Origin of the sequence: Sanguibacter sp. Z1732, assembly GCF_051020515.1 — a bacterium.
In the GTDB taxonomy this organism is placed as follows: Bacteria; Actinomycetota; Actinomycetes; order Actinomycetales; family Beutenbergiaceae; genus CALKWS01.
The window spans coordinates 1,705,127-1,725,535 of sequence record NZ_CP194857.1 but is presented as its reverse complement, the minus strand read 5'-3'; the positions used below and the strand labels follow the sequence as shown (position 1 = coordinate 1,725,535).

The window sequence follows — 20,409 nt, the reverse complement described above, 5'->3', positions numbered from 1 at the left end:
CGGGCGCGCGGGTGAGACCAGATCCGTCCCGTGCGGTCGGGGCTAGGACCCGGTGCCGGGCAGCACCAACTGGCCGATCGGTCCGGGGTTCACCGCGATCTCCCAGCGGTATCCGTCGGGATCGGCGAAGTAGCCGGAGTATCCGCCCCATTCCCGTCGCACCGCGTCCTGGATCGGGTCGGCGCCCAGTCCACGAGCGCGCGCGAGGATGGCGTCGACCTCCTCGGGGGTGGCCACGTTGTGCGCCAGCGTGATCGGCGGGGCACCCGCACCCCGGGCGATCGGACCGACCTCGGCCTCGAACGCACCGGCATCCCACAGGCTCAGCACCAGGTGCCGGCCGGTCCGGATCATCAGGACCTCTCCGGGCACGTCCACTTCCGCCCGCCAGCCGAGCCCGTCCAGGTAGAAGGCTCGGGTGGCATCGAGGTCACGCACCGCCAGGGTGATGAAGCTGATCCGTTGGTCCATGACGCACACGATGCCACGGACCACCGACAACACCCCGGGAGCGGCGGCGCGCCGAGCGCAACCGCCGCGCCCCCGGGCTCACCGGTTCTGGAAGCGCTCGATCCTGCGGACCGCCTCGGTCAGCTCCTCCGGTTCGCCCGCGAAGGACAGCCGCACGACGAACTGGTCGCCGTTCTCACGGTCGAAGTCCACACCCGGGGTGATCGCCACACCATCGGTCTCCAGCAACTGCGCGCACCAGTCCACCGACGAGGTGTAGCGCCCCATCCCCTCGGCCAGCCCGGCCCAGAGGTAGAAGGCCCCGTCCGCCGAGGCCACCGGTCCCCACCCGAGCCTGGGCAGTTCGGACAGCAGGGCCTCCCGGCTGCGGCTCATCTTGGCCACCCGGGCCTCGGCCTCGGCGTAGGCCGCATCACTGAACGCTCCGAACGCGGCAGCCTGCGCCGGTGCGGGCGGGCAGAGGGCGACGTTGCCGGCCAGGCCCGCGACGGCGTCGAGCAGGTCCGGCGGCACCAGCGCCCAGCCCAGTCGCCACCCGGTCATCCCCCAGTACTTGGAGAAGGAGGAGATCACCACCGACGTGGGCTGCGGGCTCACGTCCCAGGCGCACACGCCGTGAGCGTCGGGACCCCCGGCCCCGGAGTAGGTGATGCCGTGGTAGATCTCATCGCTGATCAGGCGCACGTCGTTGGCGCTGCACCAGGCATCCAGCGCGGTCAGCCGCGCCCGGTCGATCATGGTGCCGGTGGGGTTGGCCGGGGAGGCAAGCATCAGCCCGTCGATCCTGCCGTGGGCGGCCAGCACGTCGTCGAGCATCTGTGTGGTGGGCTGGAAGCCAACCTCCGGCCCACAGTCCAGGTCCACCACGTCGCAGCCCAGCACCCTCAGGATGTTCCCGTAGGCGGGGTAGCCGGGCCGCACCAGCACGACGACGTCCCCTGGGTCGAACGCGGCCAGGAACGTCAGCATGAACGCACCGGAGGAGCCGGTGGTGACCACCACCTGCTCGGCATCGACCTCCATGCCGTACCAGCGCCGGTAGTGCCCGGCGATGGCCCGGCGCAGCTCCTGCAATCCCATCGGGGAGGTGTAACCGAAGTCCTGGGGGCTGACGGCGGCGTGCTCGCGCACCGCCTGCAGGGCGCCTCCGGAGGGTTCCCGCGCACAGGTTGATCACGTCCCGGCCCTGAGCGCGCAACCTGGCCACCTGGTCCAGCAGCATCATGACCTGGAAGGAGGGTACGGCTGATCGGGTGGAGGCTCGCATGCTCACACGGTACCCACGCATCGGCCGTGGGGCCCCCGCTCCAGGGGGCGCGAGGCCCGCGCTCGAGGGCTGTCGCCGCGTACCCGTGACGACGGGGGCCGGCTGTGCCAGGCTGGGCCGCATCAGGGAGGAAGGAGGGGGAGGTGGCCTCCGTCCGGTCCGCGCCGTCCCATCGCCACGAGATGCAGGCGACCTACCGGTACCTGCGCCTGGCCATCATCCTGCTCACCGCGCTGCTGCTGCTGAGTGTGGCCCTGCAGATCGGGGCGGACGACGGCGAGGTCCTCGCCTCGGTCAGTGCCTACTACTACACCCCCGCCCGGGACGTCTTCGTGGCCAGCCTGTGCGCGATCGGCACCTGCCTGATCATCCACCGCGGTCGTAGCGACACCGAGGACGTGCTGTTGAACTTCGCCGGTTACCTCAGCTTCATCGTCGCGTTCGTGCCGACCAGCCCGGCCCACGCCGTGGGCGAGGGCGGCTCCCGCCTGCCCGATGACCTCACCCAGGCCCTGACGCAGAACACCTGGGCCGTGCTGGCGGTGGTCCTGGTGGCCTTCATCCTGGAGCTCGTGGTGGTGCCGCAGCGGGAGCGGCACCTGCACAGCCGGGGCGGCCGCATCGTGCTGATCGCCGGCCTGCTGGCGTACCTGGGCCTGGCGGGGGTGTTCATGTTCGCCCGCGACACCTTCCTGGCCTACGGTCACGGTGCCGCCGCGATCATCCTGTTCATCTGCGTGGTGGCCCTGGTGGGGATCAACGCCACGGCGTTGTCCCGTGCGCGCGCGGCCAACGGGATCGGGCGCCGCCGCCGGTGGGCGAACTGGTACTCCTTCGGCTTCGTGCTGATGATCGTGACCGTGGGAGTGGTGCTCGGCCCGGTGCGGGTGGGTGGTGCTGCCGCAGTGGGTGTTCGTGCTCGAGGCCGCCTTGATCCTGCAGTTCATGGCCTTCTGGGTGACCCAGACCGTCGAGCGCTGGCACGCCCCGACCCGCCGCGCAGACTCCCTGGTGCCGGGCTGATCCTCACGGGTCCAGCACCAGGAACATCCCACCCATCAGCGGCCCCAGCGTGAGCAGCGACAGGATCGCGGTAATGAGACCGATCGCGCGCTGGCGCCCGACGCTCAGATCCTGGGCGCCGACTTCGTGCAGCCGCCCGTCCCGCCGGTAGAGCTCGAAGTCGTGGTGCAACTCCCCCAGCCGGCTTCCCTTGCCCGGTATCGCGTCCAGCACCAGCGGGGCCAGGGACATCGCTCCCACTCCGAGCACCATCAACCGCACGTGCGCCCCCACCCCGCGATCGGTCATCTGCACCAGTACCACCGCAACGATCACGGCGAACGCGAACACCGTGCCGTACACCAGGAGGGCACGCTTGGGCGTTCGCACCATCCTGAGCAACCAGGGCACGTACGTCGGCCCCAACGCCCATCGCGCACCGATCCCCCAGGCCGTCCAGACGATCAAGTAGATGAAGAGCATGCCTGGTGTGACGCGTATAGACCGGCACTGGCGTCAGCGTCCCGATCCTGCCCGGTCACATCTCCTCGTGGGTGTTCGGGTCGCCCCCGAACCGGCGCCCGTCGGCACGGGTGAGCGCGCTGATCGCGGTGACCTCCTCCTCGGTGAGGGCGAATCCGGCCAGGTCCAGGTTCTGGGCCTGGCGGCCGGGGTCACCGGACTTCGGCAGCGGCTGTGCGCCCAGGTGAAGGTGCCATCGCAGGATCACCTGCCCCGGGCTGACGTCGTGACGCTCAGCGGCTGCGGCGATCGCGGGCGCGTCGAAGGGCACCGTGCCCTTGCCCAGCGGGCTCCAGGACTGGGTCAGCACCCCGCGTCCGACGTGATCGGTGCGCATCTGCTCCTGGGTGAAGTAGGGGTGCATCTCGATCTGGTTCAGTGCCGGGGTCACTCCGGTGGCGTCGATGATCCGGTCCAGGTGCCCGGTGGTGAAGTTGGAGACGCCGATGGAGCGCACGAGTTCACGCTCACGCACCTCGACCAGCGCCTCCCACGCCTGGACGTACAAACCCTGGCTCGGGTTGGGCCAGTGGATCAGCACCACGTCCAGGTAGTCCAGGCCCAGGGTGCGCAGTGAGTCCTCCACGCTCCGCACGGCCTTGTCCTTGGCATGATCACGTCCGGGCACCTTGGTGGCCACGAGCACATCGGCGCGGTCCAGGTCGCTGCTACGCACGGCCTTGCCCACCTCGGCCTCGTTGCCGTAGTTCACCGCGGTGTCCACGTACCGGTACCCGGCCTCCAAGGCGCTGCGAAAGGCGTTCAGGCCGTCCTCGCCGCGAAGCCCGCTGGTGCCGAACCCGACGGCGGGCAGTCGGTTGCCGTCATTGAGCGGGAAGTCCGCCAGTCCTGGTGAGTCCATGTCGGCTACGGTAGCGGGCCCGCCGCCGCATCGCGCTTCCTGCCCCACCGCGGTCCCCTGCGACCCTCCGCCGCCCCCGGCGCACGTGGCGCACGCGGCGCAGGCGCTGAGAAACTCCTGGAGCGATCGCGCCGGCAATGGCACGATCTAGGAGATGGAGAGCCTGCCCGACTTCTGGTTGCCCCGGCCGGAGGGGGCCACTGCCAGCAGCCGGGAGCGGTTCGAGGCGCTGTGGGAGCACGCACTCAGCCGGGGACCGGCCGATCCGGTGCCCTATCGGCTGGCGGAACCGAAGTGGCAGTTCCTCTGCCACATCGCTGACCACGCCGACGTCGTCCTGCATGGCTCACAGGATCCGGCGATCGAACTGTTCGAACCACGCAAGGCCGACGACGTCATCGAGTTCGGTGACCGCGAGGCCGTCTATGCCGCCACCGACGGGATCTGGCCGATGTACTACGCGATCCTCGATCGGGCACGGAACCCGATGTCCCTGACGAATGCCTGCATCGCATCCAGGGCCCTTCCGGGGAGTGGAGCGATCCCTACTACTACTTCTCCATCACCGACGCCGCCCTGGTCCGCCGGCCCTGGCGGACCGGCACGGTGTACGTGCTTCCCGGTGAGACCTTCACCGTCCAGCCCCCGATGGCGGGAGCCCTCGGCACCGTCCAGCCGGCACAGGCGGCCAGCGCAGTGCCGGTACGACCACTGGCCAAGGTCACCGTGAACCCGGAGGACTTCCCGTTCCTCCACCAGATCCGCGGTCACGACGACCGGGTCCTCCAGGAACGCGCCACCAAGGATCCCAACGGCTTTCCCTGGCTGACCGACCCGTGAGCCCCGCCTGCTCCCGGCCCCACGCGCACCGAGCGCGGAATACCTGCGCCCGCCAGGCGTTGCCGCCAACGTGAAGAACATCGGATTCCTCTCGTTCGGCCACTGGACCCCGCACCCGCAATCGAAGACCCAGTCGGCGTCCGACGCCCTGCTGCAGTCGATCGACCTGGCCGTCGCCGCGGAGGAGGCCGGGGCCGACGGCGCCTACTTCCGGGTGCACCACTACGCCCGCCAGCTGGCCTCCCCGTTTCCGCTGCTGGCCGCCATCGGGGCACGGACCAGCCGCATCGAGATCGGCACCGGCGTGATCGACATGCGGTACGAGAACCCGATGTACATGGCCGAGGACGCCGGGGCGGCGGACCTCATCGCCGGCGGTCGGCTGCAACTGGGCATCAGCCGCGGATCCCCGGAGCAGGTGATCGAGGGGTGGCGCTACTTCGGATATCAACCCCCGGAGGGTAAGACCGATGCGGACATGGCCAGGATGCACACCGAGGTGCTGCTGCAGGTGCTGACCGGTGAGGGCTTTGCCGAACCGAACCCCAGGCCGATGTTTCCCAACCCGCCCGGACTGTTGCGTATCGAGCCGCACTCACCCGGGCTGCGGCAGCGGATCTGGTGGGGCGCCGGATCCAACGCCACAGCCGAATGGGCCGCCGAACTCGGATGAACCTGATGAGTTCCACCCTGAAGGACGATGAGGACGGCCGTCCCTTCCACGTCCAGCAGGCCGCGCAGATCGAGGCCTTCCGCGCCTCCTGGGCCCACGCCGGGCACGAGTTCGAACCACGGGTCTCGGTCAGCCGGAGCATCATCCCGATCGTGGACGGTACCGACGCCCACTACTTCGGCGGTGAGCGTTCCAGCAAGGACCAGGTCGGCATGATCGACGCCAGCACCCAGGCGATCTTCGGTCGGTCCTACGCCGATGAGCCCGACGCCCTGGTCGAGCAACTTCGCCAGGACGAGGCCGTCGCTGCCGCCGACACCCTGCTCATCACGGTCCCCAACCAACTGGGCGTGGAGTACAACACCCGCATCATCGAGAACCTGCTCACCCACGTCGCCCCGGGCCTGGGCTGGCGCTGACCGCGACCGAGCGAACGGCGTCCCTCGGCGAGCCGAGAGACGGAGGCATCAGGTGCCCGCGGTTCTCGCCTCACGTCAGACGTCGTCGCGCCACGTGAGCGCACATGTTGAACGGTGGCAGCAACGTCGTCTGCGGGCCACGGACGTGTCAGCGCGGGAGGCGAGCAGTGGCCAGCCCCTGCCGCAGGTCTCTCGTGGGGACGGCAGGTACGTGGAGCTCAACAAGGTCCAGTGTCTCCTGGAGTAGCGCGATGACGGCTTCACATGCCGCGACGGGCTCTTCGCTGCAGACCTGTCGAAGCCGATCGAGGGAAGCGACCGGCAGGTACTCGAACCGTGTCATCACCCGGTGTGCCCACTTGAATCTCGCAGAGTGGGCAAACGGACCTCGTCGGTGTAGGGGCTGCGCGCGCGCCAGGTCCGCACGAGCTCCTGGCCAGTGACGGCACGACCCTCATGGATGGCCGACAACCGCATCTGGTCACGCTGGATGTACTTGCCACCACGACCCAGGACGGCGTCGATCTCGGTGCAGGCGAAGTTGCTGACCGTAGTCGGTATGCCGTCGACGGTGAAGTCTTCGGACCACTCCGCGTCCTCGGGGTCGTAGTCCCACACGGTGGGCAGGGTCCCGCCGGACCCGCGGATGGCGGCGAGCCGGTCCTGGTCCTGGGGTGGGTCGGCCCAGTACACATCGATCTCGATGTCGGAGAACTCGTCGTGGCGTCCGCGTCCCACACTGCCGGCCACGACGGTGGCGCTCACCTTCGGGTTGTGCGCGTAATTGCTTGCCACTCGTTCGGCCGAGTTCCATAGATCCACGCTCTGACCTTTCCATGTGACTGACGTCCTCGGGGACAGCAGTCGCGGCGCCGTCCGTGCTAAGGATTCAGGTAGTAGAAGACCTCCTCGCGCACGATCCTGCTGCTGGCTACGGCGCAAACGGACATCTTGACGATGCGGAACCGTTCACCCGTCTGGCGATCTCTCATGCCAAACGTGAAGCGAATCGCGAAACGGTCGCCCCCCACCAGGGGGTCGTCCACCTGAACCGATTCCATGTCCGCACCCTCGACGACCTGGCGTTGGGCGTTCTCCGCGATCGCCGGCAGGCCCCGTACCTCACGTTCGACGCCACCGTCCTCCAAGGGCGCGACACGGACGACGTCCTCGGCCAGCAGCCTGCCGGCATCCTCGAGTCTGCCGGTACGGAACGCCTCGGCGTACCGGTGTCCCACCTCGTGCGTGGTGAGTCGTTCGAAGTCGACGCGGTGCAGGCGCACCCAATCCTGGAAGGGCCGAGCCGCCCGTCCCAGGATCTCCTCGATGCCGGTGGTGACCGGTTCGGGACGATCCACCAGTGTCCTCCAGTACCCGAGTGCCTGGTCGGCGAAATCGGCGCCCAGCACCGCCGCGTACTCCTCACGTGCTTCGTCCGGGTCGCGGTGCTCCACACTCAGATCGCGCCCGATGACGTCGCCGATCACGGCGATCTGCTCGCGCTGGGTCATGGTCTGCGGGCCGGTGAGGGAGAAGGCTCGACCGGCCAGTGACGGATCCAGCAGCAGCCTTGCCTTGACTGCGGCCTCAGCCAGATCACGCTGGTCCACGATGGACCGCCCTGCGTCGGGGTGGACCACGCGCACGGTGTCGCCAGTCCGGATCTGCTCGGCCCACTCCAGGGTGTTGGCGGCGAACCCGCCGGCACGCAAGAAGGTCCACGTGCTCGGCGAGCGCTCGAGTGCACGTTCGACCTCGGCGTAGACCCCGGGCTGGACCGCACTTCCCACACCGCCATCGTGGTGCAGGTTCGCGGCCGACAGGTAGACGACGTGCCGCACACTCTCGGTCAGCGCGTCGATCACAGGTGGTATCACAGTCGAGTCGTCGCCGGTCCAGATGAGGAAGGCGGCGTGGGCTCCACGTGCCGCCTCCCGGACAGCGCCGGCGTCCTGCAACGTCCCCTCGATCATGGCCACCTCGGCGGGGAGCCCCGCGGTCAGGGGGTGCCGGACCAATGCTCGTACGGCCACGTCGGCTGCGAGCAGCCCGTCGACGACGTGCCGTCCCGTGCGGCCGGTGGCACCGACGACGAGAACGGTTTGCGGAGGAATGCTGTCGCGCCGGCTCATGGGATCAGCACCGACTTCCCGACGACGCGACGTGCCTCGATCGCCGCATGGGCTTCGGCGGCCCGCTCGAGGGGCCGCTTCTGCCCGAGGACCGGGCGGACCGATCCTGCGGCCAGATGATGCAGCGCTTCTCCGGCATAGCGGTGTGCGTCCTCGTCCGTGAACTCCTCGTCCAGGCCGATCACCCGGAGGTCGCGCTCGGCAGCGAGTGCCTCGATATCGGCCATGTCGCCGGACGCTGCACCGTAGGAGAAGAATCGCCCGCCCCGTCGCAGCAGGCTCGCCGCCTGCTCGCCCAGGGGCCCGCCGGCGCCGTCGAAGACGACATCGACCTGACCGATCCCATCGGCCCAACCCGGCTGGCCGTAGTCGACGGCTGCGGTCGCCCCTCGCTCGCGGGCGAGGTCGACCTTCTGCCGGCCGCGGGCGGCCGCGGTGACGTCGACGCCGGCGGCGGTCAGCAACGGCACCAGCCAGATGCCAATTCCCCCACTGGCGGCCGTGATCAACGCCCTATCACCCGGCGACATTCCGGAGCGGTCAACCCTGCTGACGCCCATGGCACCGTCGTTCAGGACGGCCAAGGCTTCAGCGGAATCGATTCCGGCGGGGATCCGCAGGGCGCGGTCGATACTCGCTGCAGCGAACTCGGCGTAGCCGCCGCCCCGGTACGAGCCCACGGCCGAGGTACTGGTCACCACCCGGGCGCCTCTCCAGTTGTCCTTCACCCCGTCCCCGGTCTCGGTGACGGTGCCCGCGATCCCCACGCCCGGGATGAACGGCGGTTCAACCGTGAAGAAGTCTCGTCCCCAGCCACTTCGCAATTGGGTGTCGAGGAAGAGGATCTCCGCTGCTTCGACCTCGATGACCACCTCGCCGGGTCCCGGTGTCGGTCGCGGGGACTCACGGACTTCTAGGACTTCCGGACCTCCGAAAGCGGTCACGTGCACGCACGGCGCATAGGGCTATCACTCCTGGGACTTGTATCGGACTGACTTTGTCCGCTTTAAGGTAACACACACCGGACTAGAATTGTCCGTTAGTGTTGCCCCATGGTTCCCCGCCGCGGACGCCAGGCCGAAGCGCGTCGCAACGACATCCTCGTGCTCGAGGCCGCACTGGACGTGTTCAGCCGTGACCCCGCTGCCCCGATGTCGGCCGTCGCGCAAAGGGCCGGCGTCGGTCAGGCGACGCTTTATCGGCGCTACCCCGCCAAAGAGGCGTTACTCGTGGCGGTGGCCCGGCAAGGACTGCAGTCCATCACCGATCAGGTGCGCTCGGCCCTGGCAGATCCGGACCCCTGGAGCGGGCTGGCTGCCTTCCTGACCTGGTACGCGAACTCCGGCACCCTGCGAATGGGGAGCCTGCTGGGCACCTTCACCCCGCCCGAGGACCTCTACGAACTCGCGCACCGGGGGAACCTGGCGATGCAGGAGCTCGTCGACCGCGCTATCGCAACGGGCCGGGTCAGATCTGACGTCACCGGTGCCGACCTCACCCTGATCGCGACGCAGATCGCGGCGCTCGGCGCCGCCGATGCCGAGCGCACCACGACCCTGCGGCAACGCTACGTCGACCTCGCGCTGCAGGCCCTGGCGCTCACCGAGGCACCTGCGTTGACCGGCCCGGCCCCGGATGCTGCCGAACTCGAGGCACCCTGGCACGAACAGTCCTGAGTCGACTCGCCAGGGGGCCACGGCGCGCCCGTGTGCTTTCAGGTACGGGCCAGGTGCTTACTCGCCTCCCGCACGCTCAGTGGACTGAGCCGGTCGCGATGCTCGGCAAGGAACGCCTGCACCCAGGCGGCGTCGGTCTTGGCGTACTCACGCAGGGCCCAGCCCACCGCTTTACGGACGAAGAACTCCCCGCCGTGCCGGGACCCGGTCAGGTTCGCCTCCAGGCAGTGTGAAAGCAGGTCGGTGTCGGTGGCGGCCTTGGCGCGCAACTGCGCCAGGTTGCCGACCTACGCACCCACATGTCGTCGTCATCCGCCCAGTCCCGCAGTACCGGGGCCACCACATGCGGTTCGCGTTGCAGCACCTCCCCGAGCAGGTGGGAGGCGATCTCGTCGACGTGATCCCACCAGGCTCCGGTGCCGATCATGTGCCGCAGCAGCGGCAGCGTCGCCGTGGTGCGGAAGGCCCGGTAGCGGGGCTGGCGGGCCAGGGCGGTGGCCGCGTAGCGCTCTTCCCGGTGGGTGGCCCCGTCCCACAGCGCCCGCACGGTGGCCTCCCACTGTGCGTCGGTGGTGATCGGGTGCGCGCCGGCGAGGTCGCGCACGATCCGGCGTACCTGAGCCATCGCCACCCCGTGGAACGGCAGCGCCGACTTCATGTACCGCTGCTGAGCGACGGCCCGCGCGGGGTCGGCGGCGCGGGCCAACTGCGCCCGCACTGCCACAACCAGGTCGGTGCGGGCCGGCCCCTGCTCAGTCATGGAATCCCTGCCCGCGCTGCGCCGTGGGGTGCGGGGCCAGCGGCCGGCCGCGCCCCGGCCCGAGAACATGGGTGATCCTGCGTGCCCAGCGCTGCCAGGGGGGCGCGATGGCCCAGTTCACCGAGAGGGTCCGGAAGGCGCGGGCGAAGCGGCGCCGCATCTGTGCCCGGCCGCGCAACGCCCGGGCCGACACCCCTATCACCAGGGACCGGTCCAAGCGGATCGTCCGCTCCGGACCCAGGGCGAAGGCGAGGTCGAGATCATCGTGCACCTCGGCGTCGTCGTCATGGACGCGGTCCCGCACCTGCCGCCAGGTACTGCTGTGCAGGGCCATGTTCGAGCCCCATAGCGGGCGGTGCCCCAGAGCGGCGTGGCACAACAGGTAGTAGGCGCCCAGGTAGAGCCCGGCCACCACCCGACCGCTCCGGGGCAGTTCGTAGAACCGGCCCACTCCGGTGACCGCGTCCCAGCGCGTACCGGACATCAGTGCGCTCACCTGCTCCACCCACCTCGGCCCGGGGATCGAATCGGCGTCCAGCCGGGCCAGGATCTCCCCGCGGGCCGCGTCGTACCCGGCACTGGCAGCCTGCGGAATGCCGACGCGCCGCTCGGTCACCACCCGGGCCCCGTACTGCCTGGCGACCTCGGCGGTTCGGTCCTCGGATGCGTTGTCGACCACCACGACCTCCAGCGGTGGCATGCTCTGCCGGTCCAGCGCCCGCAGGCACCGGGCCAGGGCGGGTGCGTCGTTACGCGCGGGGATCACCACGCTGACGGTTCGGAGCCGGTTCATCCCTCGTTCTCCGTTCGGCGCCCGGCCAGGGCGATCCCGGCGATAGCCGAGCCCAGGAGCGCCGCGGCCAGATCACCCACGGTGTCTCCCGGCTCGATCTGCACCCGCTGGTCGACGTAGACGTGCCCGAACCATTCCGCGATCTCCCACACCACCGCCATGACCGCACCCACTCCGGTGGTGGTGATCACCAGCCCCCACCGACCCCGCCGGTGCTGCTTCGAGGACGTCATCCGGGCACGGTGCAGCGCCAGCCCCGCGGCGCCGGCGAGCAGCCCGTTGAGGACCAGGTGCACGAGGATGTCCAACCACCAGATCCGCTCGTACAGGTGCAGCACGCTCGCCCACGCGGCCCCCTGCGCCGCCAGCGCCGCGGCTACCTGCAGCGGCGCGGGCAACTGCAGCACCCGCATCGCCGTCATGCCGCCCAGCACCAGTGCGAACACCGCCACACCGACCCAGTCGTAGCGGGTGGCGACGAGCAGGCCGGCCACACCGAGCACCGCGACCAGGTGAACGGCTATCCGGCCGGTGGGACTGCCCGGGACCGTCAACAGCCGCACTCCCGTCGGCTTGCGGGTCGCGGGGTCCCCGGCCGGGGCCCGCGACGCGGCACGTGACGCAGATCGTCCGATGGGCACCTCAGCCACCCCACCCGATCCAGATCAGCAACTGGGTGAGCAGGAACCCGGTCACCAGGTTCAGGCCCAGGAATCGTCGCCAGCCGGCATTGGCGGTCTCGCACTGTTGGTCGGGCAGCGACCGGAACGGCGCGATGCTCGCCAGGTAGGGCAGCGCGAGCAGACCGGCCAGCATCGCCGGCCAGCCGGCGCCCAGCAGCAACAACCCGCTGACGGCGTACAACGCCATCGCCAGCCGTACCGTGCGCGCGGCACCCAGCCAGGTGGCGATCGAGGCGATCCCCGCCTGCCGGTCGGCGGTGACGTCCTGCACCGCCCCGAAGGCCTGGGAGGCCACGCCCCAGACGAAGAACGCCGCCAGCGCTATCAGCGCGGTCCTGGTCGGGTCACCCCCGGCGAGCACCAGGCCGAAGACCGCCGGGGACACGAAGTGGGTGCTGGAGGTCATCGAGTCCAGCACCGGGCGTTCCTTGGAGCGCATCGGTGGCGCCGAGTAGGCCACCACCGCGAACACGCTCACCGCCAGCACCGCGGCGGAGGCGAGGGTGCCCATCAGCAGCAGCGCGATCAGGAACGGCACGTTCGTCACCAGTGCGGCCCCGATGGTCAGGCGGTGCCACCGGCGGTCCAGCACCACCCCCTCGACGCCGCCCTTGCGGGGGTTGCGCAGATCCGACTCGTAGTCGAACACGTCGTTGATGCCGTACATGGCCAGGTTGTACGGGATCAGGAAGTACAGCGCGCCCACCACGAACGCCACATCGACTCCACCGCCGGCCAGCAGGTACGCGGCTCCGAAGGGGTAGGCGGTATTGATCCAACTCAACGGGCGGGAGGAACCGAGGAGCTGGGCCAGGGCGCCGGGTCTGCCGGCCACGGTCACGACTCCTCCTCCTGCTGCGCCGCGTTCGACGGTCGTGCGGTCCGGCGGCGAGGTCCGAGCAGGGACCACACCGCCGGCAGCAGCAGTGCGGCGACGACCGGCCACGCCAGGTCCTCCACCGGCGCGAGCAGCACATAGACACCGATCAGGTGGGCCTCGTCGTAGCGGAACAGGTCCGCATAGATCATCAGCGAGTCGAACACGATGGTCAACGCGATCAGGACCACCGCGGTCAGCGCCGTCGCCGCCCACCACCGACCACCACGACGGCGCCCGGCCACGAGTGCCGTGAGCGCGGACAACAGCATGACCGCGATCGCCAGAACGGGATAGGTCACGGCTGCTCCTGCCGCCGGAGCACCAGGGTGATCAAGGCGTGCACCACGAGCGTGAGGTAGCACAGGAACACGATGAAGAAGAGTTCCTCCAGAGGCAGTTCGGGGGCCAGCAGGATGCCGGTCATCGCCGGGCTGTCACCCTTGTGGTAGAACCCGGCGGCAATGGCCACCACATCCCAGATCAGGAAGACACCAGCGCCGATGCCCAGGGTGAGCAGTCCGCGGCGAGCATCGGCCCAGAAAACCAGCCGGAAGCGGTGGTCCAGGAGCGCCATGCAGCCGATCACCCCGAGCAGGGCGGCCAGGTAGGCCAGTGCGATCATCGCACCATCCCGCGAGCCGGCATCTCGCCGGCGATCCGCTCGGCCACGGTCTCGGCGCTGATCAGACACATCGGCAGCCCGATCCCGGGAACGGTACCCGCGCCCGCCAGGTAGAGCCCGCGCACCCGGGTCGAGGCGTTCGAGGCCCGGAAGAACGCGCTCTGGCCCAGAGTATGGGCCGGACCGAGCATGCTCCCTCGCCACGCGTTCAGATCCTCGGCGAAGTCCCCCGGCCCCGCGGTGCGCCGCACCACGATGCGCGCGGCCAGGTCCGCGATGCCAGTGTGGTCGGCGAGCATGGCGATGGCCTCGTCGGCGATCCGCTCCACCGGCGGGTCGCCCTGCCCGTCCAGGCCGCCGCGGCCGATGCCCGGGTCGGCCGGCACCGGGACCAGGATGAAGATGTTCTCGCCATCGGGCGGTGCCACCGAGGGGTCGGTACGGGAGGGGGTGCACACGTAGGCCGACGCCGGGCTGGGCACCCGGCCGGTACGGATGTCGCGGAAGTTCCGCGCCCAGTCCGCGGTGAACAGCAGCAGCGTGTGGTGGGTCAGTTGCGGCAGCCGGCCGCGCACCCCGAGGTAGACCAGCACGCCACCGGGCCCGGGATCATGACGACGCCACCACCGCTGCGAGTGGTCGCGCAGGTGCGCCGGGAGCAGTGCGTGCTCGACGTGGTGCAGGTCGGTGGCGGCCACCACCACGTCCGCACGATGGTGCCGGGTGCGGCCCTCGCGGTTCCGGTAGGTCACCCCGGTCGCACGTGCGCGGCGCCGGCGACCGGGCAGTGCCTCGGTGCTGATGGCGGTGACGGTGGCTCCGGTGTGCACCCGGGCGCCCTGCTCGTGCGCCAGGTCCTCGATCACCCGGATGAGTTCGGTGAACCCACCCTGGGGATACCGCACCCCTCCGGTCAGGTCCAGGGCGCTCATCAGGTGGTACATACTCGGCGTCCGGTCCGGGGAGGAACCCAGGAACACCGCCGGGTAACCCAGGATCTGGCGCAGCCGCCGGTCCTGGAACCTGCTGGCGATGTGGCTCTGCAGGGACCGCAGCAGCAGCGGCGCGAGCCGGTGTGCCTGCTTCAGCACCGCACCCCTGAGCAGGTCGGTCCGGGACGTGAAGCTGGTGTAGAGGAAGTGCGCCAACGCCATCTGATAGGTGTGTTGAGCCGAGCGCAGATAGTCGCGCAACCGGGTGCCGGAACCGGCCTCGATCGCCTCGAAGGTCGCCACATTCCGGTCCACGTCGGCGACGATGTCGACCTGCTGCTCATGTCCCTCGAAGAACACCCGGTAGGCCGGGTCCAGGGGCACCACATCCAGCCGCGAACCCATCGAGGTGCCCATCCGGGAGAAGAAGCGCTCGAACACCTCCGGCATCAGGAGCCAGGACGGTCCGGTGTCGAACCGGAACCCGTCGGCCTGCCAACTGCCTGCCCGGCCACCCACCTGATCCTGTTGTTCCAGCAGGTCCACCCGGAACCCGTCCCGCGCCAGCAGGGCCGCGGTGGCCAGGCCTGCGATACCACCACCGACGACGACGGCGCTGCGGCCCCGCACATCCGGCGTGGGTGGGGTGGGGGCCGGCAGCGCATCGGTCATCGCCGCCCTCCACTGAGCACCGCGCGGGCTACGAGGCGCGCCTTGACCGGATCGGGGACGCGCACCCGGACGCTGCGCAACCGCGCGGCCGGGGTGCTGCGCAGACGCCCGGACAACTCGGCGAACAGGGAGTGGGCGGCCCGGACCGCGCGCCTGCTGCCGGCAGGCAACTGACGCAGGGCCGCATCGGCCGCGCGCAGGTCGGCATCGATCTCGTCGAGCAACTCATCCCGGTGGCTGTCGTCGAAGGCGGCCGGGTCCAGTCCGGGGAAGTAGGTGCGGCCCAGGTCGCTGTGGTCCTGGGCCAGGTCCCGCAGGAAGTTCACCTTCTGGAATGCCGCGCCGAGGCGGATGGCCCCGGGGGACAGCCGCGCGTAGGCTTCCTCATCCCCGGCGGTGAACACCCGCAGGCACATCAACCCCACCACCTCGGCCGATCCGTGCACATACTCGGCGAAACTGGTCTCATCGTGCTCGCTGGTGGTCAGATCAGTGCGCATGGAGGCGAAGAACGGGGTGATCAGTTCGGGCCCGATGCCGTACCGCCGTGCCGTGCGGGCGAACGCGTGCACGACCAGGTTAGCGCTCCGGGGACCGCCGCACGCCCGCCGGGTCTCGGCCTCCAGTGCGTCCAGGAGTACGCGGCGATCAGGACCGGGCCAGTCGGGGTCGGGGTCATCGACGATCTCGTCGGCGAGCCGCACCAGGGCGTAGATGTTGCGCACATGCTCACGGTCAGGCTGAGGCAGCATCCGGCAGGCCCACCCGAACGAGGTGGAATAGGACTGGATCAGCACCGCAGCGCTGCGACTGGCCACCACGTCGTAGGTGCCGGTAGCGGCGGCGTGCGAACGGGTCCGAGCCATTACGCGGCTCGCTCGGTGATCAGGCGCACCCAGCCCTGCAGCAACGGGCCGATCGGCAGATCGGCCACTCGCGCACGGGCTTCGGCCGCCAGGTTCTGCGCCAGCTCCTCCACGTAGGCCCGCGACCCGGACTGCTCCAGCAGGGCGCGCACCTGGGCGGCGGCGTCGGGGGACGCTGACCCCAGGTATGGCCGGATCCTCGGCCAGAAGGTGGTGGTCCGGGCATGGGCGATCAGGGGAGTGCACTTGCCCCCGCGCAGATCCGTCAGGACGCTCTTGCCGATGGTGGCCTCGTCCCCGAACATGCCATCGAGGTCATCGTGCAACTGGTACGTCACCCCGAGCAGACGCCCGAACTCCACCAAGGGCGGCTCATACTCTTCGACCCCGGCGAGGACGGATGCCAACTGCAGGGGCAGTTCGAAGGAGTACACCGCCGTCTTCTGATACTCCATGTCGACCGCGTCGGCGATCTCGGCATCGGCGTCCATACTCAACCGCACGTCGGTCAGTTCACCGGCAGCACTCAGGTGCAGGGCGCGGTCGAGCAGGTCCAGCATCCGCGCCACGGTCGGCTGGGATGCTCCGCAGAGCGCCAGCACCCGGACCGCCCCGGTGAGTGCGAGATCGCCGGCGAGGATGGCGGCGGTCTCGCCATAATGGGTAGCCCGGTCATGGTCATACCCACGCGCCCTGGAGTCGTCGGCGAAGATCCCCGTCACGTTCGGCCGACCGCGCCGCACGGTGTCCCCGTCGATGACGTCGTCGTGGATCACCAGGGCGCTATGCAGCAACTCCAGGGCAGCGCCGACCTCGGCGGCGGCGCGTTCATCGTCGCCGCCCAGGGCCAGATAGACACTGTGGAACAGGGCTGGTCGTAACCCCTTCCCACCGGAGGCCACGTCGGCCAGCGCGGACCACAACTGCTGGTGATCCGGCCCGGCGGCGTGTCGCGCCCCGGCATCGAAGAACCGGGCCAAAGCGGTCTTGGTCGCCGATCCCGCGGCCGCCGCGGCCGCGGCGACATCGCCGTCGTCCGCGGTGCAGGCGGTGTGGGCATCAGCGCCGGTGCCCTTGGTCATCGGCGCAGTCGTTCTGCGCGCCGGCCGGACGGAGACCGGCGCCGGGCTCACCCGCAGGGCCGGACCCGGCTCCGGTCTGGGCGTCCACGTCGGTGGCCGGCACCGAGGCGGTCATGTCGGTGCCCGTTCCGCCCGCAGCCTCAGTCCGAGAGTGCTCAGGGCCACCACGGCGGCGGCCACACCGGCTACCACCGCAACGCCCATGGAGTAGGGCTCGTCCGTGCGAGCAACAGCGATCCAGGCCAGTCCCCAGGTCAACGTCGCCGCCACCGCGAGCCGGCCCCGGCCGACCACGGCGAGAACCACCCCGATGGCGGCCACCACCACCAGGACCGCCACCGCCCACACCTCGGGGTAGCCGCCCCCGGTGAATCCGGCACCCGCGAGCGCGGCCGCGATGTTGGCGCAGGTGGCCACGCTCACCCAGCCCAGGTAGAGACCCACGGTTCCGTCGGCCACCACGGCCTCCACCGTGCTCCTCGGGCGGGCGCTGAGCAGTTTGGCGTAGGTCCGGGCCAGCACCACCAACAGGACCGCGATCACCACAACGCTGACCCAGATCAGGTCTGCCTGGACGGACAGGATCCAGGCCGCGTTCAGCAGCAACGAGAGCGCAACCCACCAGCCGATCCCACGCGGATCGCTACTGTCCCACCACTGCCACAGCGTGTAGGCGCCCAGCGCGATGTAGATCAACGTCCACACCGAGAAGGCCGGTGAGGCCGGTGCCAGATGGGTGGCGTCGGTCGGACAGCAGCCCGCCGGCAGCCTCGGAGATCGGTGTGCCACCGAAGACTCCGACCCCGATCATCGACCCCACCAGGCAGATCACGTAACTGACGGTGACGCCGATCCGGCGCACCAGATGGGCCGAAGATCCGTGGGCGGTACGACTCATCCGCTACTCCCCTGCAGGGCCGGCTTCCTCTCCGAGCGCTCCCGTGCCTCATCGCGGGGAATCCGGGATCCCCACGGCCACCAGGTGGCGCGACCGACGTCATACACAATGCCTGAAACCAACAGGCTGCGCACGATGAACGTATCGATCAGGACACCCACCGCGACGATGAAGGCCAACTGGACCAGGAACAACAACGGGATCACCACCAGGGCGCTGAAGGTGGCCGCGAGCACCACGCCGGCGGAGGTGATCACCCCGCCGGTCATCGTCAGCCCGCGGCGGACCCCGGCCCTGGTGCCGTGGGTCAGGGACTCCTCCCGCACCCGGGTCATCAGGAAGATCGAGTAGTCGATGCTCAGGGCGACCAGGAAGATGAACCCGTACAGGGGCACCGACGCATCCGCTCCGGGGAAGTCGAAGACGTGGTTGAAGAAGATCGCGGCGAGACCCATCGTGGCGGCAAAGGAGAGCACGTTCGCGGCCAGGATCAGCAGCGGTGCCACGATCGAACGCAGCAGCATCACCAGCATCACGAAGATCACAGCCAGTACCAGCGGCACGATGGTGCGGATGTCCTGCGACGCGGTCTCCTGGGTGTCCAGCCGTTCCGCGGCCGCCCCTCCCACGAGTGCGCTTTCGTCGACCTGCTGCACCTCGCTGCGCACCTGGCCCGCCACCTTGGTGGCTTCCTGGCTCTCCGCGGTAGCGGTCGTGGACGCCTCGATCCGGACCAGGCCGTCCACCACCACCGCGTCGCCGTCGTCGTCGGTGAGGACGTCGGCTTCACCGATGCCTTCCACCGAGCGCACCTGCTCCAGCACGTCCTCGGCGTTGTCCTGTTCGACGAGGACGAGAACGGGATCGACCTGACCGGCGTCGAAGTGCTCGGCCAGCACCTGCTCGCCGGTGACGGACTCGACGTCCTCGAGGAACACGTCCGCCTCCCCGGTGCCCTCGGCCTGCAACGTGGGCAGGAACGCGGCGAGACCGAGCAGCACCACGGCGGTGCCGGCCCAGATCACGCGCGGGCGGCGGGACACCAGTGCCGCCACCCGGCCCCACAGCCCTGCACCTCTGTCCACGGCGGCCAGGGCGTCGGGGGTGAACGCGGGGGTCTTCGGCCAGAAGATGCCACGGGAGCGACGCCCACCGATCAGCAGGATGGCCGGCAGCAGGGTCAGCGCGCCGAGCATGGCCGCGGCGATCCCGATCGCGCCCACCGGGCCGAGGCTGGCGTTGGAACTCAGGTCGGACAGCAGCAGACACAACAACCCGGCGATCACGGTGCCGGCGCTGGCCACGATCGGGGGTACCGAAGCCTTCCACGCGATGCGCATCGCCGCTGCCGGCTCGGCATTGCGGGTCAGTTCCTCCCGGTACCGGGCCACCACCAGCAGTGCGTAGTCGGTGGCCGCCCCGATCACCAGGATCGCCAGAATGCCCTGACTCTGCCCGTTCAGCACCAGCAGGCCGGACTCGGCCAGTGGCTTGACCACCAGCGCCGACCCGGCCAGCGCGAACACCGAGGTGATCAGCACGGCGAAGGGAAGGATCGGAGAGCGGTAGACCAGCACCAGGATGATGAATACCACCACGAGGGCCACCACCAGCAACACGCCGTCGATCCCGGCGAAGGCACCCACAAGGTCGACCACGAAACCCGCTGGGCCGGTCACCCAGGCCTGCAGGCCTTCGTCCGGCAGGGTCTCGGCTGCCATGGTGCGCAATTCCTGCACCACGACCTCACTGACCCGGTCCCCGGAGCCGGAGAACAGTTCGTCGGCCTCGTCCTCGGCGATCGGGACCGGCAACAGCAGCGCCTCGCCGTCCTCGGCGGGCACCACGACGACCTGTCCATCCACGTAGTCACCCAGGGCCGCCCCGCCGGGCAGTTCCCGCTCCGGGATCGCCTCCGCCAGTTCCTGGGCGGCGGCCATCTGCTCCTCGGTGATCTCGCCGCCGCCGTCGTCCGGGATCGCTACGAGCAGCGCCGGGAGGGTCTCGTTGTCGATGAACTCGGTAGCGAGTTCGCCGGCGCGGGTGGACTCCGCGGACTCCGGCAGGAAGGAGGCCTGGTCGTTCTCCTGGACCTGGGACAGGTTGCCCTGGGCTATGCCGCCAAAGGCGCCGATGGCGAGCCAGGCGCCGAGGACGACGACGAGAGTGAGTGCGCGCAGCACCGCTGAGCGGGTACTTTTGCCCCGATGCCGGGCACTCCCCGTTCGATTACTAAGCATGCTTAGTAATATCGTTCCTGGACAGGTACCGTGCAAGTCATGGCGACAAGTCCTTTCGTGACGTCGCCCACATCACCAGCCCGCCAGGACGCCGGCGGGCCGGGACCAGCCAGGATC

The 20,409-nt window shown here is 69.7% G+C and carries 22 protein-coding genes and 2 pseudogenes; 4 read left to right on the top strand and 20 right to left on the bottom strand.

Features of this window, described 5'->3' with window-relative positions:
• Nucleotides 1–42: 42 nt before the first annotated feature.
• Both ACRRRO_RS09180 and ACRRRO_RS09175 read right to left on the bottom strand, forming a co-directional pair.
• Nucleotides 43–471, bottom strand: coding sequence for a VOC family protein (locus ACRRRO_RS09180; RefSeq protein ID WP_424786902.1), 429 nt, complete (start codon nt 469–471; stop codon nt 43–45).
• A gap of 78 nt (nt 472–549) precedes the next feature.
• Nucleotides 550–1,602, bottom strand: coding sequence for a pyridoxal phosphate-dependent aminotransferase (locus ACRRRO_RS09175; protein WP_434081423.1), 1,053 nt, complete (start codon nt 1,600–1,602; stop codon nt 550–552).
• 279 nt (nt 1,603–1,881) lie between these two features.
• On the opposite strand from ACRRRO_RS09175, the gene ACRRRO_RS09170 reads away from it, so the two are divergent.
• Nucleotides 1,882–2,814 (top strand): hypothetical protein, encoded by a 933-nt coding sequence (locus ACRRRO_RS09170; protein ID WP_434081422.1) that lies wholly within the window; start codon nt 1,882–1,884, stop codon nt 2,812–2,814.
• Here ACRRRO_RS09170 and ACRRRO_RS09165 read toward each other — a convergent pair.
• Nucleotides 2,765–3,223 (bottom strand): hypothetical protein, encoded by a 459-nt coding sequence (locus ACRRRO_RS09165; protein WP_424795348.1) that lies wholly within the window; start codon nt 3,221–3,223, stop codon nt 2,765–2,767. The genes ACRRRO_RS09170 and ACRRRO_RS09165 overlap by 50 nt on opposite strands.
• Nucleotides 3,224–3,278: 55 nt before the next feature.
• On the bottom strand, nt 3,279–4,124 hold the full coding sequence (locus ACRRRO_RS09160; RefSeq protein ID WP_424795349.1) for an aldo/keto reductase: 846 nt from the start codon (nt 4,122–4,124) through the stop codon (nt 3,279–3,281).
• A gap of 606 nt (nt 4,125–4,730) precedes the next feature.
• Between ACRRRO_RS09160 and ACRRRO_RS09155 the strand changes: the two genes are divergently transcribed.
• Nucleotides 4,731–4,964 carry a hypothetical protein gene (locus ACRRRO_RS09155; protein ID WP_434081421.1) on the top strand — a complete coding sequence of 78 codons (234 nt, stop codon included), beginning with the start codon at nt 4,731–4,733 and terminating at the stop codon, nt 4,962–4,964.
• 70 nt (nt 4,965–5,034) lie between these two features.
• Nucleotides 5,035–6,056: pseudogene (locus ACRRRO_RS09150) on the top strand (LLM class flavin-dependent oxidoreductase).
• A gap of 342 nt (nt 6,057–6,398) precedes the next feature.
• Here ACRRRO_RS09150 and ACRRRO_RS09145 read toward each other — a convergent pair.
• The 3 genes from ACRRRO_RS09145 to ACRRRO_RS09135 all read right to left on the bottom strand — a co-directional run bounded on the left by ACRRRO_RS09145 (nt 6,399) and on the right by ACRRRO_RS09135 (nt 9,060).
• A complete protein-coding gene (locus tag ACRRRO_RS09145; protein WP_424795352.1) occupies nt 6,399–6,821 on the bottom strand; it encodes a hypothetical protein in 423 nt (140 codons plus the stop codon).
• Nucleotides 6,822–6,937: 116 nt separating this feature from the next.
• Nucleotides 6,938–8,188 (bottom strand): NAD(P)H-binding protein, encoded by a 1,251-nt coding sequence (locus tag ACRRRO_RS09140; protein WP_434081420.1) that lies wholly within the window; start codon nt 8,186–8,188, stop codon nt 6,938–6,940.
• On the bottom strand, nt 8,185–9,060 hold the full coding sequence (locus tag ACRRRO_RS09135) for a zinc-binding dehydrogenase (protein WP_434081419.1): 876 nt from the start codon (nt 9,058–9,060) through the stop codon (nt 8,185–8,187). The genes ACRRRO_RS09140 and ACRRRO_RS09135 overlap by 4 nt, the downstream gene beginning before the upstream one ends.
• 180 nt (nt 9,061–9,240) lie before the next feature.
• On the opposite strand from ACRRRO_RS09135, the gene ACRRRO_RS09130 reads away from it, so the two are divergent.
• On the top strand, nt 9,241–9,864 hold the full coding sequence (locus ACRRRO_RS09130) for a TetR/AcrR family transcriptional regulator (RefSeq protein WP_424795355.1): 624 nt from the start codon (nt 9,241–9,243) through the stop codon (nt 9,862–9,864).
• Nucleotides 9,865–9,902: 38 nt separating this feature from the next.
• On the opposite strand, the pseudogene ACRRRO_RS09125 reads toward ACRRRO_RS09130, so the two are convergent.
• From ACRRRO_RS09125 to ACRRRO_RS09065, 13 genes and pseudogenes are all read right to left on the bottom strand, one after another.
• A pseudogene (locus tag ACRRRO_RS09125) lies at nt 9,903–10,522 on the bottom strand (DNA alkylation repair protein).
• A 94-nt stretch (nt 10,523–10,616) separates the two neighbouring features.
• The gene (locus ACRRRO_RS09120; RefSeq protein WP_424795357.1) at nt 10,617–11,417 is read right to left on the bottom strand and encodes a glycosyltransferase family 2 protein; all 801 of its coding nucleotides are present in this window, start codon (nt 11,415–11,417) and stop codon (nt 10,617–10,619) included.
• The gene (locus ACRRRO_RS09115; protein ID WP_434081418.1) at nt 11,414–11,980 is read right to left on the bottom strand and encodes a hypothetical protein; all 567 of its coding nucleotides are present in this window, start codon (nt 11,978–11,980) and stop codon (nt 11,414–11,416) included. The genes ACRRRO_RS09120 and ACRRRO_RS09115 overlap by 4 nt, the downstream gene beginning before the upstream one ends.
• Before the next feature lie 79 nt (nt 11,981–12,059).
• Nucleotides 12,060–12,941, bottom strand: a complete 882-nt coding sequence (locus tag ACRRRO_RS09110; RefSeq protein ID WP_434081417.1) for a prenyltransferase — start codon at nt 12,939–12,941, stop codon at nt 12,060–12,062.
• Nucleotides 12,938–13,279, bottom strand: coding sequence for a lycopene cyclase domain-containing protein (locus ACRRRO_RS09105; RefSeq protein WP_424795360.1), 342 nt, complete (start codon nt 13,277–13,279; stop codon nt 12,938–12,940). The genes ACRRRO_RS09110 and ACRRRO_RS09105 overlap by 4 nt, the downstream gene beginning before the upstream one ends.
• Entirely contained in the window at nt 13,276–13,602 is a 327-nt protein-coding gene (locus ACRRRO_RS09100) for a lycopene cyclase domain-containing protein (protein ID WP_424786914.1), read from the bottom strand. Before ACRRRO_RS09100 ends, ACRRRO_RS09105 begins: the two co-directional genes overlap by 4 nt.
• Nucleotides 13,599–15,206, bottom strand: a complete 1,608-nt coding sequence (gene crtI / locus ACRRRO_RS09095; protein WP_434081416.1) for a phytoene desaturase family protein — start codon at nt 15,204–15,206, stop codon at nt 13,599–13,601. Before crtI ends, ACRRRO_RS09100 begins: the two co-directional genes overlap by 4 nt.
• On the bottom strand, nt 15,203–16,072 hold the full coding sequence (locus ACRRRO_RS09090) for a phytoene/squalene synthase family protein (RefSeq protein WP_424795362.1): 870 nt from the start codon (nt 16,070–16,072) through the stop codon (nt 15,203–15,205). The genes crtI and ACRRRO_RS09090 overlap by 4 nt, the downstream gene beginning before the upstream one ends.
• Nucleotides 16,072–17,154 carry a polyprenyl synthetase family protein gene (locus ACRRRO_RS09085; protein WP_434081415.1) on the bottom strand — a complete coding sequence of 361 codons (1,083 nt, stop codon included), beginning with the start codon at nt 17,152–17,154 and terminating at the stop codon, nt 16,072–16,074. Before ACRRRO_RS09085 ends, ACRRRO_RS09090 begins: the two co-directional genes overlap by 1 nt.
• Nucleotides 17,132–17,269, bottom strand: a complete 138-nt coding sequence (locus ACRRRO_RS09080) for a hypothetical protein (RefSeq protein WP_434081414.1) — start codon at nt 17,267–17,269, stop codon at nt 17,132–17,134. The genes ACRRRO_RS09085 and ACRRRO_RS09080 overlap by 23 nt, the downstream gene beginning before the upstream one ends.
• A complete protein-coding gene (locus tag ACRRRO_RS09075; protein ID WP_424795364.1) occupies nt 17,266–17,850 on the bottom strand; it encodes a tryptophan-rich sensory protein in 585 nt (194 codons plus the stop codon). Before ACRRRO_RS09075 ends, ACRRRO_RS09080 begins: the two co-directional genes overlap by 4 nt.
• On the bottom strand, nt 17,798–18,052 hold the full coding sequence (locus ACRRRO_RS09070) for a hypothetical protein (RefSeq protein ID WP_424795365.1): 255 nt from the start codon (nt 18,050–18,052) through the stop codon (nt 17,798–17,800). The genes ACRRRO_RS09075 and ACRRRO_RS09070 overlap by 53 nt, the downstream gene beginning before the upstream one ends.
• Nucleotides 18,049–20,292 (bottom strand): MMPL family transporter, encoded by a 2,244-nt coding sequence (locus tag ACRRRO_RS09065; RefSeq protein ID WP_434081413.1) that lies wholly within the window; start codon nt 20,290–20,292, stop codon nt 18,049–18,051. Before ACRRRO_RS09065 ends, ACRRRO_RS09070 begins: the two co-directional genes overlap by 4 nt.
• Between the last annotated feature and the right edge of the window lie 117 nt (nt 20,293–20,409).